General features: G+C 74.8%; 17 protein-coding genes. 2 read left to right on the top strand and 15 right to left on the bottom strand.

Annotated features, from left to right (window positions below):
• Positions 1-51: 51 nt before the first annotated feature.
• The 7 genes from WCD74_RS05625 to WCD74_RS05595 form a co-directional block, all read right to left on the bottom strand.
• Entirely contained in the window at positions 52-522 is a 471-nt protein-coding gene (locus WCD74_RS05625) for a DUF3180 domain-containing protein (RefSeq protein WP_337693855.1), read from the bottom strand.
• Positions 519-1,034, bottom strand: a complete 516-nt coding sequence (gene folK, locus WCD74_RS05620) for a 2-amino-4-hydroxy-6-hydroxymethyldihydropteridine diphosphokinase (RefSeq protein ID WP_337693854.1) — start codon at positions 1,032-1,034, stop codon at positions 519-521. The genes WCD74_RS05625 and folK overlap by 4 nt, the downstream gene beginning before the upstream one ends.
• Entirely contained in the window at positions 1,031-1,441 is a 411-nt protein-coding gene (gene folB, locus WCD74_RS05615; protein ID WP_337693853.1) for a dihydroneopterin aldolase, read from the bottom strand. Before folB ends, folK begins: the two co-directional genes overlap by 4 nt.
• Positions 1,438-2,259 (bottom strand): dihydropteroate synthase, encoded by an 822-nt coding sequence (gene folP / locus WCD74_RS05610; RefSeq protein WP_337694257.1) that lies wholly within the window; start codon positions 2,257-2,259, stop codon positions 1,438-1,440. The genes folB and folP overlap by 4 nt, the downstream gene beginning before the upstream one ends.
• Before the next feature lie 45 nt (positions 2,260-2,304).
• Positions 2,305-2,895 carry a GTP cyclohydrolase I FolE gene (gene folE, locus WCD74_RS05605; RefSeq protein WP_337694256.1) on the bottom strand — a complete coding sequence of 197 codons (591 nt, stop codon included), beginning with the start codon at positions 2,893-2,895 and terminating at the stop codon, positions 2,305-2,307.
• 122 nt (positions 2,896-3,017) lie between these two features.
• Positions 3,018-5,558, bottom strand: coding sequence for an ATP-dependent zinc metalloprotease FtsH (gene ftsH, locus WCD74_RS05600; protein ID WP_337693852.1), 2,541 nt, complete (start codon positions 5,556-5,558; stop codon positions 3,018-3,020).
• Between the two features lie 135 nt (positions 5,559-5,693).
• Positions 5,694-7,265, bottom strand: coding sequence for a helicase HerA-like domain-containing protein (locus WCD74_RS05595; RefSeq protein WP_337693851.1), 1,572 nt, complete (start codon positions 7,263-7,265; stop codon positions 5,694-5,696).
• A gap of 245 nt (positions 7,266-7,510) precedes the next feature.
• Here WCD74_RS05595 and WCD74_RS05590 point away from each other — a divergent pair, with 245 nt between their 5' ends.
• Together WCD74_RS05590 and WCD74_RS05585 are read left to right on the top strand one after the other, a co-directional pair.
• Entirely contained in the window at positions 7,511-8,095 is a 585-nt protein-coding gene (locus WCD74_RS05590) for a Clp protease N-terminal domain-containing protein (protein WP_337693850.1), read from the top strand.
• 24 nt (positions 8,096-8,119) lie between these two features.
• The gene (locus WCD74_RS05585; protein ID WP_337693849.1) at positions 8,120-8,896 is read left to right on the top strand and encodes a class I SAM-dependent methyltransferase; all 777 of its coding nucleotides are present in this window, start codon (positions 8,120-8,122) and stop codon (positions 8,894-8,896) included.
• Here WCD74_RS05585 and WCD74_RS05580 read toward each other — a convergent pair.
• The 8 genes from WCD74_RS05580 to WCD74_RS05545 form a co-directional block, all read right to left on the bottom strand.
• Positions 8,872-9,987 carry a glycosyltransferase gene (locus WCD74_RS05580; RefSeq protein ID WP_337693848.1) on the bottom strand — a complete coding sequence of 372 codons (1,116 nt, stop codon included), beginning with the start codon at positions 9,985-9,987 and terminating at the stop codon, positions 8,872-8,874. The genes WCD74_RS05585 and WCD74_RS05580 overlap by 25 nt on opposite strands.
• 1 nt (position 9,988) lies before the next feature.
• Positions 9,989-10,582 (bottom strand): hypothetical protein, encoded by a 594-nt coding sequence (locus tag WCD74_RS05575; protein WP_337693847.1) that lies wholly within the window; start codon positions 10,580-10,582, stop codon positions 9,989-9,991.
• A 12-nt stretch (positions 10,583-10,594) separates the two neighbouring features.
• Positions 10,595-11,815: an ABC transporter permease gene (locus tag WCD74_RS05570; protein WP_337693846.1), complete on the bottom strand. Its 1,221-nt coding sequence runs from the start codon at positions 11,813-11,815 to the stop codon at positions 10,595-10,597.
• The gene (locus WCD74_RS05565; RefSeq protein WP_337694255.1) at positions 11,812-12,507 is read right to left on the bottom strand and encodes an ABC transporter ATP-binding protein; all 696 of its coding nucleotides are present in this window, start codon (positions 12,505-12,507) and stop codon (positions 11,812-11,814) included. Before WCD74_RS05565 ends, WCD74_RS05570 begins: the two co-directional genes overlap by 4 nt.
• Positions 12,508-12,542: 35 nt before the next feature.
• Positions 12,543-14,231 carry an efflux RND transporter periplasmic adaptor subunit gene (locus tag WCD74_RS05560; RefSeq protein ID WP_337693845.1) on the bottom strand — a complete coding sequence of 563 codons (1,689 nt, stop codon included), beginning with the start codon at positions 14,229-14,231 and terminating at the stop codon, positions 12,543-12,545.
• Between the two features lie 93 nt (positions 14,232-14,324).
• Entirely contained in the window at positions 14,325-14,879 is a 555-nt protein-coding gene (gene hpt / locus WCD74_RS05555; protein ID WP_337693844.1) for a hypoxanthine phosphoribosyltransferase, read from the bottom strand.
• A 21-nt stretch (positions 14,880-14,900) separates the two neighbouring features.
• Positions 14,901-15,863, bottom strand: a complete 963-nt coding sequence (gene tilS / locus WCD74_RS05550) for a tRNA lysidine(34) synthetase TilS (protein WP_337693843.1) — start codon at positions 15,861-15,863, stop codon at positions 14,901-14,903.
• The gene (locus WCD74_RS05545; RefSeq protein WP_337693842.1) at positions 15,860-16,936 is read right to left on the bottom strand and encodes an Rv3626c family coenzyme F420 biosynthesis-associated protein; all 1,077 of its coding nucleotides are present in this window, start codon (positions 16,934-16,936) and stop codon (positions 15,860-15,862) included. The genes tilS and WCD74_RS05545 overlap by 4 nt, the downstream gene beginning before the upstream one ends.
• Positions 16,937-16,943 lie beyond the last annotated feature (7 nt).

Below are 16,943 nucleotides of genomic sequence, written 5' to 3'. Positions count from 1 at the left end.
GCGACCGTGCGGCCACGGTGCGGTCCGACCCGGACGGGTCGTCGGGCCAGGTCAGCGCGGCGGGTCGGACGCCCGGGTCTCCGGGTCGTCCGGCGTCCGGCAGCACCACTCGAGGGCGAGGGCGGCCCCGACGAGCGCCACGGACCCGACGATCCCGACGATCGCCGCGCCGGTGTCCGACGCGGCCGCGGCGATCTCGGCGCGTCGGGGCAGGACATGGGCGAGCACCCCGCACCACGCCCCGCCGATCAGCGCCCCGGCCAGCGCCGACGCCTTCGCCAGGGCGACCGCGCGGGCGGCGGAGAGCGCGTCGACCGGCCGCGCGCCCGGTCGGCGCCGGATCCGGCGGTAGAGCACGACGGCGGCCCCGCCCTCGATGAGGGCCAAGACCAGGAAGGTCAGGCCCGCCGGGACCGGCAGCGGCGGGATCGAGCCGTAGAACAGTCCGAGGACGAGGTTCGTCGCGAGGCCGGCGGCCACGGCGAGCACGAGCAGGACCGACGGGCTGGTGCGCGTGGTCATGACGATGCGTCCGCCTCCACGACGACGCCGGCCCGCTCGTCCCCGGGCAGGGCCGCGAGCAGGTCCGCGACCCGGCCGCGGCCCGGGACGTCGTCGTCGGGCGCGATCTCCGCCCACGGCACGAGGACGAACGCACGCTCGTGCAGCCGCGGGTGCGGCAGCAGGAGGTCGGGGTCGTCGCTGACGACGGGCCCTCCGTCCGCCGCGGTGACGGCGAGGACGTCGACGTCCAGCGTCCGCGGCCCCCAGCGGACGGCGGCGTCCGACCGGTCGCGGGCCCGCTCCCGCTCGCAGTCCTGCGCCCGGCCCAGCCAGGTGCGGGCGTCCGCGGCGGGGTCGTCGACGACGACGACGAGGTTGAGGAAGTCCTCCTGGTCGACCCCGCCCCACGGCGCGGTGCGGTAGGTCGAGGACACCGCTTCGGTCCACGGGCCCAGCGCGGCGAGCACGGCGGCGAGGTGCGCGCGGCGGTCGCCGACGTTGGACCCCACCGACAGCACCGCGCGGGTCACGCGCGGCTCCGAGCGCTCGGGTCGAGCTCCGCTTCGCTCCGTCTCCGGCGGATGCGCACCGCCACGTCGTCGAAGGGCCGTTCGATCGGTGCCTGCGGCTTGTGCAGCGTCACCTCGACCTCGGCGACCCGCGGGTCGTCGAGCACCACGGCGGCGACGTCGGCGGCCACCGCCTCGATCAGGGAGCGCGGCGGCCCCGCCACGACCGTGGCCGCCGCCTCGGCGAGCGCGCCGTAGTCCACCGTCTCGGTCAGGTCGTCGCTCGCGCCGGCCGGTGCGAGGTCGACGTGCAGGACGAGGTCGAGCACGAAGTCCTGGCCGTCGCGGCGTTCGTGGTCGAACACCCCGTGGCGGCCGTGGACCCGCAGGCCGCGCAGCTCGATCGTATCCGTAGGACCCGGGCTCACGACTCGGCCCGCGCCGCCCGCGAGGTGCCCCAGTGCCACGCCGCCGCGACCGCGACCGCGTCCAGCGACGCCCCGACCTCGTGCACCCGGACGCCCCACGCCCCGGCGTTCGCGGCGAGCGCGGAGACCGCGGCGGTCGCGTGCTCGCGGCCGTCGGGCGGGCGCGGGGTGCCGTCGTCGTCGGCCAGCAGCGCGCCGAGGAACCGCTTGCGGGAGGCCCCGACGAGCACCGGGAAGCCGAGCGAGGTGAACACGTCGAGCTTGCGCAGCAGCTGCCAGTTGTGGGCCGCCGTCTTCGCGAACCCGAGGCCCGGGTCGAGCACGAGCCGCGCAGGGTCGACGCCGGCGAGCACGGCGCGGTCGATCTGCTCGATCATCTCGGCGAGGACCTCGCCGACGACGTCCTCGTAGGTCGCGAGGTTCTGCATGCCCTCGGAGTGGCCCCGCCAGTGCATGAGGACCCACCCGCACTGCGCCTCCGCGACCACGCGGGCCATCGCCGGGTCGGCCAGACCGCCGGACACGTCGTTGACCAGCTCGGCGCCGGCCTCCAGCGCCTTGCCCGCGACCTCGGCGCGCGTCGTGTCGACGCTGACCCGGACGCCCTCGGCGACCAGCTGCGCGACGACGGGCACGACCCGCTCGATCTCGGTGGCGGCATCCACGCGCTGCGCGCCGGGACGGGTGGACTCCCCGCCGACGTCGACGTAGGTCGCGCCGCGGCGTGCCATGTCGACGCCGTGGGCGACGGCATCGTCCCGGTCGAGCCAGCGGCCGCCGTCGGAGAACGAGTCCGGGGTGACGTTGAGGACGCCCATCACCAGGCAGTGGTTCGGGCGGGGGAGCGGGACGGACGCCACGGGTCAGTGCCGGATGAGCCCGAGCGCCTCGGCCCGGGTGCTCGCCGACGACTTGAGTACGCCCCGCACCGCCGAGGTCGTGGTGCGGGAGCCCGGCTTGCGGACCCCGCGCGCGGACATGCACTGGTGCTCGGCGTCGATGACGACCAGCACGCCCCGCGCCCCGAGGGTGCCCTCGAGCGCGTCCGCGACCTGCGTCGTGAGCCGCTCCTGCACCTGCGGGCGGCGGGCGTAGAGGTCCACCAGTCGGGCCAGCTTCGACAGCCCGGTGACCCGGCCGTCGGACCCGGGCAGGTACGCGACGTGGGCGACGCCGTGGAAGGGCAGCAGGTGGTGCTCGCACATGGAGAACAGCGGGATGTCGCGGACGAGCACGAGCTCGTCGTGGTCCTCGGAGAACGTGCGCTCGAGGACCTCGGCCGGGTCGGTCCACAGACCGGCGAACAGCTCGCGGTAGGCGCGGGCCACGCGGGCCGGGGTGTCGCGCAGGCCCTCCCGGTCGGGGTCCTCCCCGATGCCGATCAGCATCTCCCGCACCGCGGACTCGACCCGCACCGCGTCGAACGTGCCGGCCCCGTCGGCGGTGGTGTCCACCGGCGCGGCCCCGTTCTCGACGGGTCGTTCCGTCTCCTGGCTGGTCGTCACGTCTCCTCGCCCCGTCCTCGGGTGCGCAGGCGGACCCGCCCTCCTGCTCGAGGAGGGCGGTCCGCCGCTGGTCAGCTCTCCGGCCGGCCGTCACTCCGACGGCCGTCCGGGTCACCGTACGGGTTCGGCCCGCTCTCGCCCGGCGGTGTGAACGACGTCCCGCCCGACGGGTCGGTGTCGGGAGCGCTGCGCCGTCCGCCCGACGACGAGGCGTCGTCCGGAGCAGCGTGCTGTCCGCCGGAGCCGCCGCGGCCCGCGGCCGAGCTGCCCGACCCGTGCTGGCCGTACGGCCGGGTGTTCGGGTCCCACGAGGTGCCCCGCGGGGTGGTGCCGGGCGTCCACCCGGGCGGCGCGCCGTAGTTCGGCGGCACCGCCGACGGGGGCTGCGACGAGCCCCCGGTGCGGTACACGTCCGGGATGCCCCAGCCCGAGGTCGGCGGGCCCTGGCGCTCGCCCTGGCCGACGGCCGGCGTGCCGACGGGCGGCGTGGTCGGAGCGCCCCACCCGTGACCGTTCTGGCCGCTCTGGCCGTTCTGACCGGGCGCCGTGGCCTGGCCGTTCTGCGGCTGCCCGTTCTGCGCCTGGCCGTTGCCGTGCCCGTTGGCACCGGCGCCGACCCGCGCCGGCTCCCGGCGCTCGTCCTCCGGCGGCCACGGCTCGCCGCGCTCCGTGGCGATCTCGCGCCGCGTCTTGATCGGCGGACGGTCGGACGGCGTGCGTTCCCCGAAGTCGTTGAACGCGGTGATGCGCGGGCGCTTGGTGACCGACGCGAAGACGCGCTCGAGGTCCTTGCGCTGCAGCGTCTCGTGCTCGATCAGCTCACCGGTGAGCGCGTCGAGCGCGTCGCGGTGCGTGCTGAGGATCTCCCACGCCTCGGTGTGCGCCGCCTCGATGAGCTTGCGCACCTCCTCGTCGATCTCGTGGGCGACCTCGAGTGAGTAGTCCGACTGCCGGCCCGCGGTGCGGCCGAGGAAGGGCTCGCCCTGCTCCTGGCCGTACTTCACCGCGCCGAGCTTCGCGCTCATGCCGTACTCGGTGACCATCGCCCGCGCGATCTTCGTCGCCTGCTCGATGTCCGAGGACGCCCCGGTGGTCGGCTCGTGGAACACGAGCTCCTCAGCCGAGCGCCCGCCCATCGCGAACACCAGGCGCGCGATCATCTCCGAGCGGGTCATGAGCTCCTTGTCGTCCTCGGGGACGACGAGGGCGTGCCCGCCGGTGCGCCCGCGCGGCAGGATCGTCACCTTGTAGACCGGCTCGATGTCGGGCATCGCCCAGGCGGCGAGAGCGTGCCCCGCCTCGTGGTAGGCGGCGACCTTCTTCTCCTGCTCGGAGATGATCCGGCTCTTGCGGGCCGGGCCGCCGATCACACGGTCGACCGACTCCTCGAGCGACGAGCCGGTGATCTGCTGCTGGTCGAGCCGCGCGGTGAGCAGCGCCGCCTCGTTGATGACGTTCGCCAGGTCGGCGCCGGAGAAGCCGACGGTGCGCTTGGCCAGCCCGTCGAGGTCGGCGTCGGGCGCGAGCGGCTTGCCCTTGGAGTGCACCGCCAGGATCTGGCGGCGGCCCGCGAGGTCGGGCGCCGCGACCGGGATCTGGCGGTCGAAGCGGCCGGGCCGCAGCAGGGCCGGGTCGAGGATGTCGGGCCGGTTGGTGGCCGCGATGAGGATGATCCCGCCGCGGGCGTCGAAGCCGTCCATCTCGACCAGCAGCTGGTTCAGCGTCTGCTCGCGCTCGTCGTGCCCGCCGCCCATGCCGGCACCGCGGTGGCGGCCGACGGCGTCGATCTCGTCGACGAACACGATGCACGGCGAGTTCTGCTTGGCCTGCTCGAACAGGTCACGCACGCGGGAGGCACCGACACCGACGAACATCTCGACGAAGTCCGAGCCGGAGATCGTGTAGAACGGCACGCCGGCCTCACCGGCGACGGCGCGCGCCAGCAGCGTCTTGCCGGTGCCGGGCGGGCCGTAGAGCAGGACACCCTTCGGGATCTTCGCCCCGAGCGCCTGGTAGCGCGTGGGGTTCTGGAGGAAGTCCTTGATCTCGTAGAGCTCCTCGACCGCCTCGTTGGCGCCCGCCACGTCGGCGAACGTCGTCTTGGGCATGTCCTTGTTGAGCTGCTTGGCCTTGGACTTGCCGAACGACAGGACGCGGTTGCCGCCGCCCTGCGCGTTCATCATCCAGAACAGCAGGACCAGGACGAGCCCCAGCGGGATGAGGTAGATCAGCATCTGGCCGAGCAGCGACTCCTGGGTCACCTGGGTGTCGAACCCGTTGCGGGCCGGGTTCTCCCGCAGCTCGGTGAAGATCTGGTTCCCGGCAGCCGCCGGGTACTGCGCGTAGATCTGCGTGGTCCGCACCGGGTTGCCGCTGGTGCCGTCGGCCGGCGGGACGTCGATCGGGTTGACCAGCGTCATCCGCAGACGCTGTTCCTTGTCCTCCAGCGTGACCTCGGCGACGTTGCGCTGGTCGACCTGCTGGAGGGCGAGGGACGTCGAGGCCTGCGTGTAGCCGCGGGTGTCGCTGAACAGCGACGACACGGCGAGATAGACGACGAAGAGCACCACGATCCAGATCAGTGGATTGCGGAGCAGGCGCTTGCGGTCCATGCGGTGGCGGCCGGTCCGGCCTCGACCCTCCCCGGGTTGACTGCTGCCGTCTGGGACGTTCCAGGGAAGCCCTGATCTGCTCAATGTACCCCGGAGCACCGACACCGGGCCGCGCGCGGCGTGAGCTGCGCGACGTCAGCGACGGCGGCGCGCGGTCCCGAAGAGCCCGCGGGTGATCTCCCGGCCCGCGGCGCTGGCCGCCGACCGCAGGAACGACTTGAACACGGGGTTCGACATCGCCTTCTCGATGAACCCCGGACCCTCGTCCTCGGCGGGCGGCGGGGCCTGGGGCGGCGCGGCCTGCGGGGGCTGGTCCGGCGGCACCGGCGCGGCGGGCGGGGTCTGCGGGGCCGCCGTGGCGCCGGTGCGGGCCGCGAGCCGCTCGTAGGCCGACTCGCGGTCGACCGTCTCCCCGTAGCGCGCCCACAACGGCGACGCCTTCGCCGACTCCGTGACCGCCTGCTCCCCGATGGCCGCCATCAGCGAGCGCGGAGCCCGCAGCCGCGTCCAGGCGACCGGCGTGGGGGCACCCCGCTCGGAGAGCACCGTGACGATCGCCTCGCCGGTGCCCAGCGAGGTCAGCGACGTCTCGATGTCGTAGACCTCCGACCTCGGGTAGGTCCGGGCCGTCCGCGTCAGCGCCTTCTGGTCGTCCGGGGTGAACGCGCGCAGCGCGTGCTGCACCCGGGCGCCGAGCTGGGAGAGGACGTCGTTCGGGATGTCGGTGGGCAGCTGGGTGCAGAAGAACACGCCGACGCCCTTGGACCGGATGAGCTTCACGGTCTGCTCGATGCGGTCGAGGAACGCCTTCGACGCGTCCGCGAAGAGCAGGTGGGCCTCGTCGAAGAAGAACACGAGCTTGGGCTTGTCGACGTCGCCCGCCTCGGGCAGTTCCTCGAAGAGCTCCGCGAGCAGCCACATCAGGAAGGTGGAGAACAGCGTCGGGTCGGCCTGCTGGTCGGCCAGCTCCAGCAGCGTGACGAGGCCCTTGCCGTCCGAGACGGCCAGCAGGTCCGCGGGGTCGAACTCCGGCTCCCCGAAGAACTCGTCGCCGCCCCGGGCCTCCAGGTTGACCAGCGCCCGCAGGATGACCCCCGCCGTCGCCGCCGAGACGCCGCCGATGCCCTTGAGTTCGGCCTTGCCCTCGTCGGAGAGCAGGTGCTGGATCACCGACCGCAGGTCCTTGGTGTCCAGCAGGGCCAGCTGCTGCTGGTCGGCCCAGTGGAAGATCAGCCCGAGCGTCGACTCCTGGGTGGCGTTGAGCCCCAGGACCTTCGAGAGCAGGATCGGGCCGAAGGCGGTGATCGTCGCGCGGACGGGCACGCCGATCCCGGACGCCCCCAACGACAGGAAGCGCACCGGGTACGCGGTCGGGGTCCAGTCGTCCCCCGTCTCGGTGGCCCGCTGCGTGATCCGGTCGCCGGGCTCCCCGGCCCGGGCCAGCCCGGACAGGTCGCCCTTGACGTCCGCGAGCATCACCGGGACGCCTGCCGCGGAGCACTGCTCGGCCAGGTTCTGCAGCGTCTTCGTCTTGCCGGTGCCGGTGGCGCCCGCGACGAGGCCGTGCCGGTTCAGCGTGGCGAAGGGGATGCGGACCCGGGCGCCCGGATCGGTGGCCCCGTCGATCACCACCGCCCCGAGCTCGAGCGCGGCGCCCTCGGTCGCGTACCCGGCGGCGATCTCCGTCGCGGCCTCGTTCCCGGTCACGGCGGGGAGACTAGCGCCCCCTCCCGACACGCCGCGCCCGACGCGATTCCCACCCATCGGGCGATCCGGACCGTCCGTCATCGGACCGCCGACGACAGCCGAACACGCGGGTTCCCCCACTCGTCCCACGCACTTCGGGCGCACAGCCCACACGAGCACCCTGTGCGCGCACGGTCGGTACGTCCGATCACCCGCCCGGCCGAGCTCCGGGGCGACGCGCGCCCGGGACCTGCCACGCTGCGGTCATGTCGCTCCCCACCGCACCGCCCCCGGCCCCCGGGGACGGGGCACCCCCGCGGCGTCCCGTCTCGGCCGACGTCGCCCGGGTGCTCGACCTCGCCCGCCTCGAGGCCGCCGTACGGGGGCACCGCCGGATCGGCACCGCGCACCTGCTGCGGGCGCTCGTCCGCGCCGACGGCCCGGAGGCCGGCCTGCTCGCCGCGGCCGGGGTCACCGACCGCGGCAGCGACACGGCCCTCACCCTCGCGGTGTGGTCCACGGCGGGAGAGCACGACCCGTCCGGTCCCCCCGGCCCGCCGGTCGCGAACACCGCGACCCACGAGGTCCTCGACGCCGCCCACGCCCGTGCGGACGACCTCGCCCACGACGCGGTGACCGTGTCCGACCTGATGACCGCCCTGCTCCGGCACGGCGGCGACCAGGCCGCCGACATGCTCGCGACCCTCGGGGCGGCCCCGGGGCAGCTCCTGGACGCTCTCGAGGGGCTCGACGCGCTCACCGCGCCGGCGGTCCCGGCGCGGCGCCTCGTCCCCCGGGACCCGGGCGGTCTCCTCTCGTCCGCCTGGCACGAGGGGGCTCGCTCCGCCTGATCATCCGCGCCACACTTCACCCCCGTGGGTGACGTGCGGCAGCGGCTGCGGAACGTGCGGGACTCGGTGCTGGCGTTCGGGGTGCCGCAGCGCGGCCCGCGGCTCGTGGCGGACGCCGCCCGCGTGTGGTCCGACGACTCCTCCGACTCCTGGGCGGAGGACTCGCACTGGCGTGGGGGCGGCCGCATCGACGACGACCGCTTCGCCGCCATCGGCGCCGAGCACCTCGCCCTCTTCGACCGGCTCGCGGGGACGGTCGGCGGGCGGCAGCACCTGGGGCGCGTGCTGGAGTGGGGCGCCGGCGGCGGCGCCAACGCCGTCGCGTTCGCGCCGCGGGCGGACGAGTTCGTCGCGGTCGACGTCGCCGCGGCGTCCCTGCCGGAGTGCGCGCGGCAGGTCCGCGCCGTGTGCGACACCCCCGTCGTCGAGATCCTCGTGGATCTCGCGGCGCCGGAGTCCGCGCTCGGGACGATCCCGCGGCCGGTCGACGTCGCGGTGTGCCTCTACGTCCTCGAGCTGGTGCCCACGCCGGCCTACGGGCTGCGGGTGCTGGGGGTCCTCGCGGACGCGCTCGCGCCCGACGGGCTCGCGTTCGTGCAGATCAAGTACGACACCGGGCGGCTGCGGACCCGTTCCCGCCGGCGCAACTACCGCCGGAACTCGGCGAACATGACGACCTACCGCCTCGACGAGTTCTGGACCGCGGCCGGGACGGTGGGACTGGAGCCGCTGGCGATGACGCTCGTCCCCGAGAACGACCTGGACGAGCGCTACGCCTACCTGCTGCTGCGCCGCCGCTGACCCACGAGTGCGAGCTCCGCGGCCGCGACCAGGTCGGCCGCGGTGCGGCTCGGGGACCCGGCGTCGTCGGGAACCTCGTCGCGCCAGCCGGTCCACGCCGCCCGGGCGGCCGCCAGCCCCGCCCGGAGGCCGTCGACGTCCGGTGGCACCGTCCACACGCCGCCGGCGCCGCGCAGCGAGGCGGCCACCCCGGCGACCTCGGAGACGACGACCTGCAGCCCGGCCGTACGTGCCTCGACCGCGGTGAAGCCGTAGACCTCCTCGGTCGAGGGCAGCACCAGCGTGTGCGTCCCGGCGAGCACGCCCGCCACGTCCTGCTCGTCGAGGAAGCCGTGGAAGGTGACCCGGTCGGCGAGCCCGAGCTCCGCGGCGAGTGCCCGGAGCGCACCGGCCTCGGCGCCGTCGCCCACCACGTCCAGCCGCGGCGCCCCGTCCAGGGCGGCGAGGGCGTGCAGGAGCGCGGCCACGTTCTTCCGCGGGATCAACTGCCCGACGACGACGAAGCGGTGCTCGCCGCCCGGGTCCCGACCGGCCCGCAGCGCGCGGGGCCGCTCGGCGAAGACCGTGTGGTCGACCGCGTTGACCGTCTCGACCACCCGCTCCGGCGCCACGCCGTCCGCGAGCACGGCGTCGCGGGCGGCGGGTCCCGGTACGACGACGGCGCCCGCGCCCCCGAGGAACCACCGGCGGACCCGGTCCACCGGGCCGCTCGCGATGCGGCGGCTGTCCAGGGTGCTCTCGGAGAAGACGACGTAGGGGACGCCCCGGCGGCGCGCGACCAGCACCGCCGTCACCGTGGCCAGCTGGGCCCAGGCGGTGGTGACGACGACGTCGGCGTCCAGGATGCGGCGCACCGACCCCGGCCGGAGCACGCCCTGGTAGGAGTCCAGGGCGCGCAGCGGGCCCACGCGCGGCAGCCGCCAGGCCCGGAGCAGCTCGGCGGCGTAGCCGGGGTGGGGCCGGAAGACCAGGCGGCGCTCCGGCTCGTCGTCGAACAGGAACAGCACGCGGAACTCGACGCGTCGGGCGAGCTCCTCGAGCACGGGCTCCCGGTACGGCGCCTGGACGTCGTCGAGCCAGACCAGGCGCACCTCAGCGACCGGGCAGGTCGACCCGCGTGGCGATGATCTGACCGCGCTGGTCGCGCTCGCCGGTGATCGTCACCTGCTGGCCGGGCCGGACGCGGGCCACGCCGGTGGCCTCCGGGACCGCGACGATCGTGCCGGGCGTGGTCTGCAGCGGCGTCAGCGTCCCGTCGGACGCCCGGATCGTCAGCACGGGGAAGCCGCTGGGCGTGATGTCCACCGACTCCACGGTGCCGAGGACCGGCGGGACCGACCCCGGCCCGGTGGCGGGTGCGGTGGCCCGGCCGATGAACAGCCCGATCGCGAGGAACACGATCGCGCCCAGGACCAGGAGCAGGATCCGGGTGGAGCGCGCCATCCCGGGCCGGCTCAGCCGGTCGCGCAGCGGGACGTCGTCCACCGGCCGGTCGAGCACGCCCACCTGCGTGGGCTGCTCGGACTCCCAGCCGGCCGCGGGCCCGCCGTCCCGACGGCCGCCGCGGTCGTCCGGGCTCGGACCGAACGCCGGCTGCGGGCTCGGGGACATGATCGGCCCGGTGTCGTCGTGCCCCTCCGGCGTCGTGCTCTCCGTCCGGGTCGGCTCGTCCTTCGAATCGGTCACCAGGTCTCTCCTCTACTCACGACGCAGGGCCTCGATCGGGCGCAGCCGGGACGCGCGCCGGGCCGGATAGCCACCGAAGAACACGCCGATCGCGATCGACACCCCCACCGCCAGCACCACGGCCGAGGGCAGGACGACCGGCTGGAAGTCGCCGAGCGGGATGAAGGTGCCCCCGATCCCGACCGCCACGCCGATGAGACCACCGAGGACCGACAGGATCACCGACTCCACCAGGAACTGGCCCAGGATCGCCGACGGGGGCGCCCCCAGCGCCTTGCGGATGCCGATCTCGCGCGTCCGCTCGGTGACCGACACCAGCATGATGTTGGTGATGCCGATCCCGCCGACCACCAGCGAGATCGCGGCGATCGCGGCCAGCAGCAGGGAGAACGCGGACAACGTCTGGTCCAGCACCTGCGCGAGCTGACGGGAGCTGATCACCTGGTAGTCGCGGTCGTCCGGGTTGTCGATGCCGTGCCGGCGGTCGAGGATCGAGTTGATCTCCGACTCGGCGGCGGCCTGCGCGTCGGTGCTGCGCGCGCCCACGACGATCTGCGACAGGTCCCCGTAGCCGGTCAGCGAGCTCTGCACCGCCGTCACCGGGGCCAGCACGTTCGAGTCCGGGTTGCCGAGCCCGCCGCCCTGGCCGCGGGCCTCGAGCACGCCGATCACCTGGAACGGCACGTTGTCGATCAGGACCTGCTGCCCGAGCGGCGTCGAGCCCGCCCCGAACACGTCGTCGGCGACGGTCCGGCCGATCACTGCGACCTTGCGCGCGCCGTCGAGGTCGGCCCGGTCGTACGCGCGCCCGGCCGCGATCTTCGTGTTCGAGCCGGGGAAGTAGTCCGGGGTCGACCCGACCACCGTCGCCGAGGTCGTGCTCCGCCCCGAGGCGGCGTCCGCGGAGGTCTGCACGACGGGGGCCACGAAGGCCACGTCCGGCGCGCCCTGCGGGTCGGCGATCGCCCGGGCGTCCTCCGCGGTCAGCGGCCGCGCGGAGGCCCCGGAGGTGGAGCCGGCGGCGCCGCCCGCGGTCCGTGGGATGATCGTGATGCTGTTGGCGCCCAGACCGGTGATCTGGCCCTGGATGTACTGCGCGGCCCCGTTGCCGAGCGCGGTCAGCAGGATCACCGCCGCGATGCCGATGATGATCCCGAGCATCGTCAGCAACGAGCGCAGCCGATTCGCGACGAGGCCCGCGACCGCGAAGCGGACGACCTCGACGACGTTCACGTCGCCACCCCGCTCCGGGTCGAACTCCGCTGCGCTCCGTCTCCCACCCGCTCGGTGAGCACCCCGTCCGTGACCACGACGACCCGGTCGGCCCGCTCCGCCACCTCGTCGTCGTGGGTGATCAGCACGATCGTGCGCCCCGCGCGGTGGAGCCCGTCGAAGAGCTCCAGGACGTCGGCGGTGCTCGCGGAGTCCAGGTTGCCGGTCGGTTCGTCGGCGAGCAGCAGGGCCGGGGTCGTCACCAGGGCGCGGGCCACCGCCACGCGCTGCTGCTGGCCGCCCGAGAGCTCGTTGGGGCGGTGGTCCTCCCGCTGCCCGAGCCCGACCAGCTCGAGCGCGGCACGGGCCCGCTCGTGGCGCCGCCGCCGCGACACCCCCGCGTACACCAGCGGCAGCTCGACGTTCGCGAGCGCCGTCGTGCGGGGGATGAGGTTGAACGACTGGAAGATGAAGCCGATCTGCCGGTTGCGCAGGATCGACTGCTGGCGCTCGTCGAGGTCGGCGACGTCGAGCCCCTCGAGCAGATAGCGCCCCGACGACGGCGCGTCCAGGCACCCCAGGATGTTCAGCAGGGTCGACTTGCCCGACCCGGACTGCCCGATCACGGCGACGTACTCGCCGCGCCGCACGAGCAGGTCGACCTCGCGCAGCGCGTGGACCGCGGTCTCGCCCTCGCCGTAGACCTTGGACATGGCCCGCACGTCGAGGACCGGGACGTCGGCCTCGGTCACCCGCCGCCGCCCTGGCCGCCGCCACCGTTGCCGCCGCCCGTCTCGGGCGGCGGACCGCCCTGCCCGAAGACGTTCGGCGTGTTCGGGTCGGGCAGCACCACGAGCTCGCCCATGGACAGCCCCGACGTCACCTGGGTCACCGTGTCCGAGGAGAGCCCGGTGCCGATCTGGCGAGGCTGGACGGTGCCGTCCGCCGCCAGCACGTTCACCGTCGCGGCCCCGGAGTTCGGGCCGCCCACCGGCGTGACCGCCACCGACGGCAGGAACGTCACGTTGTTCGCCTGGCGCACCGTGATCGCGACGCTGGCCGACATCCCGGGGCGCAGCCCCAGCGGGGGCGGCGCGGTCGGGTTGCCGAGTGCGACCGCCGTCCCGTACTGCACGGTCGCACCCGAGCCGGGCAGGACGTTGACCGTCGAGACCGCGCCCGGGATGCGATCGCCCGGCAGCGCGTTGACCGACACGTCCACGGCCTGCCCGCCGGTCACGCGGCCGACGTCCAGCTCGGGAATCTGCGCCAGGACCTGCATGGAGGCCAGGTCCGCGATGGTCATGACGGCGGGTGCGGTCGGGGCCGCGGTCACGCCCGTCCCACCACCTCCGCCGGTGGCACCCCCGGCGGCGGCCGCACCGCCGGCGGCTGCCCCGGACGCCGCGCCCGAGGACGCCGACTGGCCCGACCCGGCGCCGCTGGAGATCGCCGACCCGTCCGGCAGGCGACCGCCGGCGGGGTTCCCGGTGCCCGTGGAGCTCACGACGATGCCCTGCGGGCCGGCGAGCTGCCCCTCGACACCGTCCAGGCTCACGACGGTGCCCGCCTGCGGCGCGACCAGGTCGAGGTTCTCGGTGGACTCGAACGCCGAGATCCGGTTTGCCCGGGCCGTCGCCAGGGCCTGCTCGGCCTGCCGGACCCCGAGCTCGCCGGGGTCCTCGGAGGTCTGCTGGGTCGCGCCGCTCTGGCACGTGCCCGACGTCGACGCCGTGGATCCGGTGCCGCCGCCAGGACTCGGCGATGGCGTCTGCTGCGCGGCGACGGGACCGACCGCCTCGACGCCCTGCGACGAGCCGGACCAGTTGTTCACTGACTCGCCCGAGCGCTGCTGCTGTCGCGGCTGGCTCCTCGGGTGCTCGGAGCCGCCGGACGACCCCGAGCCGCCGGGCACCGGATTGGGCATGACAGGCGCGGACATGGCGGGAGCAGCAGGCGCAGCCGGCACTGCCGCCGGCTGCTGGGCAGCCGGCGCGGGGGCTGCCGGCGCCGCCTGCTGCTGGGCCTGCGGCTGCTGCGTCTGCGGGTTGTCCTTCGCGTAGCGCGCGTCGTCGAGCTGCTGCTCCGCGGTGGCGACCTGGGCGTCGGCGGCGTCGAGGTTGGCCCGCGCGTACTCGCCGTCGAGGACGGCCACGACCTGGCCCTTGGTGACGCGGTCGCCGAGCCGGACGCGGACGTCGGCGATCCGTCCGCTGGAGGAGAAGTTCAGCGTGGCGCTGGTCGCGCTCGTGACGGTCCCGGACGCGGTGACGGTCTCGGCGACCGTCCCGCGGCCGAGCGGGGTCGTCCGCAGGCCCGGGTCGGCGTCGGACGAGGTCCGGGTGAGCCCGTAGACCGTCCCCCCGACCGCCAGCAGCACGAGCAGCACGACGAGCCCGTTCACGATCCAGAGTCGCCGTGATCCACCCGCCGCCATGCGGCGCAGACTAGGGGTATGCACCACTCGGATTGCGCCCGGGGGGTGACGATCCGGCAGGGCACTCCCGCCTGTGTGACGGCGGGGTGACGCTCAGGCGTACACCGAGGGATCGAGGGTCCCGATGTAGGGGAGGTCGCGGTACCGCTCGGCGTAGTCCAGCCCGAAACCGACCACGAACTCGTTCGGGATGTCGAAGCCGATGTAGCTGACGTCCACGTCCAGCTTCGCGGCCTCGGGCTTGCGCAGCAGCGTGACGACATGCAGCGAGGCCGGGCCGCGCGACTCGAGGTTCTTGCGCAGCCACGACAGGGTCAGCCCGGAGTCGATGATGTCCTCGACGATCAGGACGTGGCGCCCGGAGATGTCCCGGTCGAGGTCCTTGAGGATGCGCACCACGCCCGACGACGAGGTCGCCGACCCGTACGAGCTGATCGCCATGAACTCGAGCTGGGTGGGCACCGGCAGGCGCCGCGCGAGGTCGGTCATGAACATGACCGCGCCCTTGAGGACCCCGACCAGGAGCAGGTCCGGCTCGCCGGGTCCGGGCGTCCCGTAGTCGGCGGCGATCCGGTCCGCGAGTTCCCCGATCTTGGCCTGGATCTCCTCGGAGTCGATGAGCACGGACGCGATGTCGCCGTCGTACACCTCGGGCGGACTCCTTCGTCGCTACGTCGCGGTAGGGGCTGAACGCACGCTCAGCCTGCCACGCGTGCGGATCACCTCCAAGCCGCCGGGGAGTGACGACGGCCCCTGCCCGTGCCACCGGGCGACGAGGTCGTCGACCGCCCGGAGCTGCGCGTCGTCCGCGCCCCGCACCCCGCGGGCGACCAGCCACGCCCGCAGCACCCGCCGTCGCACGGCCGCCGGGGCCTTCCCGACGACGGGTGCGGCGAGGCCGCCGTCGTCGTCGGAGGCCTCGCGTCGCAGGTCCTCGGCGAGGTCGGTGAGGGCGGCGTCGTCGTCGGCCAGCTGGGCGGCGGTCCGGACCAGCGCGGGCGCCACGCCGCCCGCGAGCACGTCCTCGAGCAGCGGCAGCACCTCGTGGCGCAGCCGGACGCGGGTGTAGCGGGGGTCGGCGTTGTGGGGGTCGTCCCACGGCTCGAGCCCCGCCTCGACGCACGCCGCCCGGGTCGTCGCGCGGCGCACCCCGAGCAGGGGACGGCACCACGGCGGGTCCCAGGTCCGCATCCCGCTCAGCGACCGCGCCCCCGACCCGCGGCCGAGACCGAGCAGCACCGTCTCGGCCTGGTCGTCGAGGGTGTGGCCGAGCAGGACCGGTGCCCCGCCGAGCCCGTCGGACGTGACCCGCAGCGCGGCGTACCGGGCCGACCGGGCGTCCGCCTCGGGCCCCGACCGCCGCTCCACCGCGACCGGCGCGACCACCGCCACGATCCCCAGCGTGCCGAGGCGGTCACGGACCCCGGCGGCGACGACGTCCGACCCCGCCTGCAGGCCGTGGTCCACGACGACGGCGTGCACCTCGTCGACCAGGAACGCCGCGGCGGCGGCGAGCGCGAGCGAGTCCGCGCCCCCGGAGCACGCGACGAGGACCGGACCCGACCCGACGTCAGGAAGGATCCGGCGGACCGCACGGCGCACCTCGGCGGTCGCCGGCGGTACCCGGGTCATCCGTGGACGCGGTCCATCCACGCCGACGGATCGGTGATCTCCGAGCGGCGGGGCAGGGTGTCGGGGGAGGTCCAGACCGCGTTGAACCCCTCCATGCCGATCGTGCCGACGACCTCGTCGACGAACACGCGGCCCTGCTCGTACTGCTTGACCTTGGCCTGCACGCCGAGCAGCACGCGCAGCAGCCGGTCGACCGGTCCCCCGCCGCGGCGGCGGGCGGTGAAGCGGCCGCGGATGGTGGACACGGACGGGATGACGGCGGGCCCGACCTCGTCCATGACGTGCTCGGCGTGCCCCTCGAGCAACGTGGTCAGCGCGAGCAGCCGGTCGAGGATCGCGCCCTGTTCGGGACCCTGGAGCAGCTCGAGCATCGAGACGTCGCCGGACCGGGAGCGCAGCGCCCGCGTGATCTCCGGCAGCCGCTCGAGCGCGGCGGACACCCCGCTCTCCATCCCGGACGCGAAGGCGGTGACCTCGTCACGGAAGTGCTCGCGCAGCCACGGGACGGCGGTGAACTGCAGCCGGTGGGTGGCCTCGTGGACGCAGACCCACAACGCGAAGTCCTCGGCGTCGACGTCGAGGGCCTGGCGCGCGGCGGTGACGTTCGGCGCGACCAGCAGCAGACGGCCGGCGTGGTCGGGGCCGGCGAACGGGTCGTACTGGCCCAGGACCTTCGTCGACAGGAACGCCAGCAGCCCGCCCATCTGCGCGCCGGCGACGGTCGCGGTCACCCCGCCGGCGACACGGGCGAGCAGACCCGGCGACGGGGTGCGCGCGGCGGCGGGCAGCGCGACCCCGGACGTGAGGGTGCGGATGCCGTCGACGCCGGAGGCGATCCAGCCGGGCCGGTCGACCACCGCCGCGGCGGGGATGTCGTGGCCGGCGCCGAGCCCGGTCAGCTCGCGCACGTGCCCCTCGCCGACGCGGGCGCCCTCGGCGAGCCGGGCGACCTCGGCCGCGGCCTCCTCGGGACCCACCGCCGGGCCGGGCGGCACGAGGCGGGACCCGGTGGCGACGGCGAGGTCCCAGCGCACGGGCAGTCCGGTCGCGGGGCGCTCGTCGGTGGCGGTCACTCCCCCA

The organism is Actinomycetospora aurantiaca, assembly GCF_037401875.1.
Lineage (GTDB): Bacteria > Actinomycetota > Actinomycetes > Mycobacteriales > Pseudonocardiaceae > Actinomycetospora > Actinomycetospora aurantiaca.
This window is presented reverse-complemented; position numbering and strand designations above follow the sequence as displayed.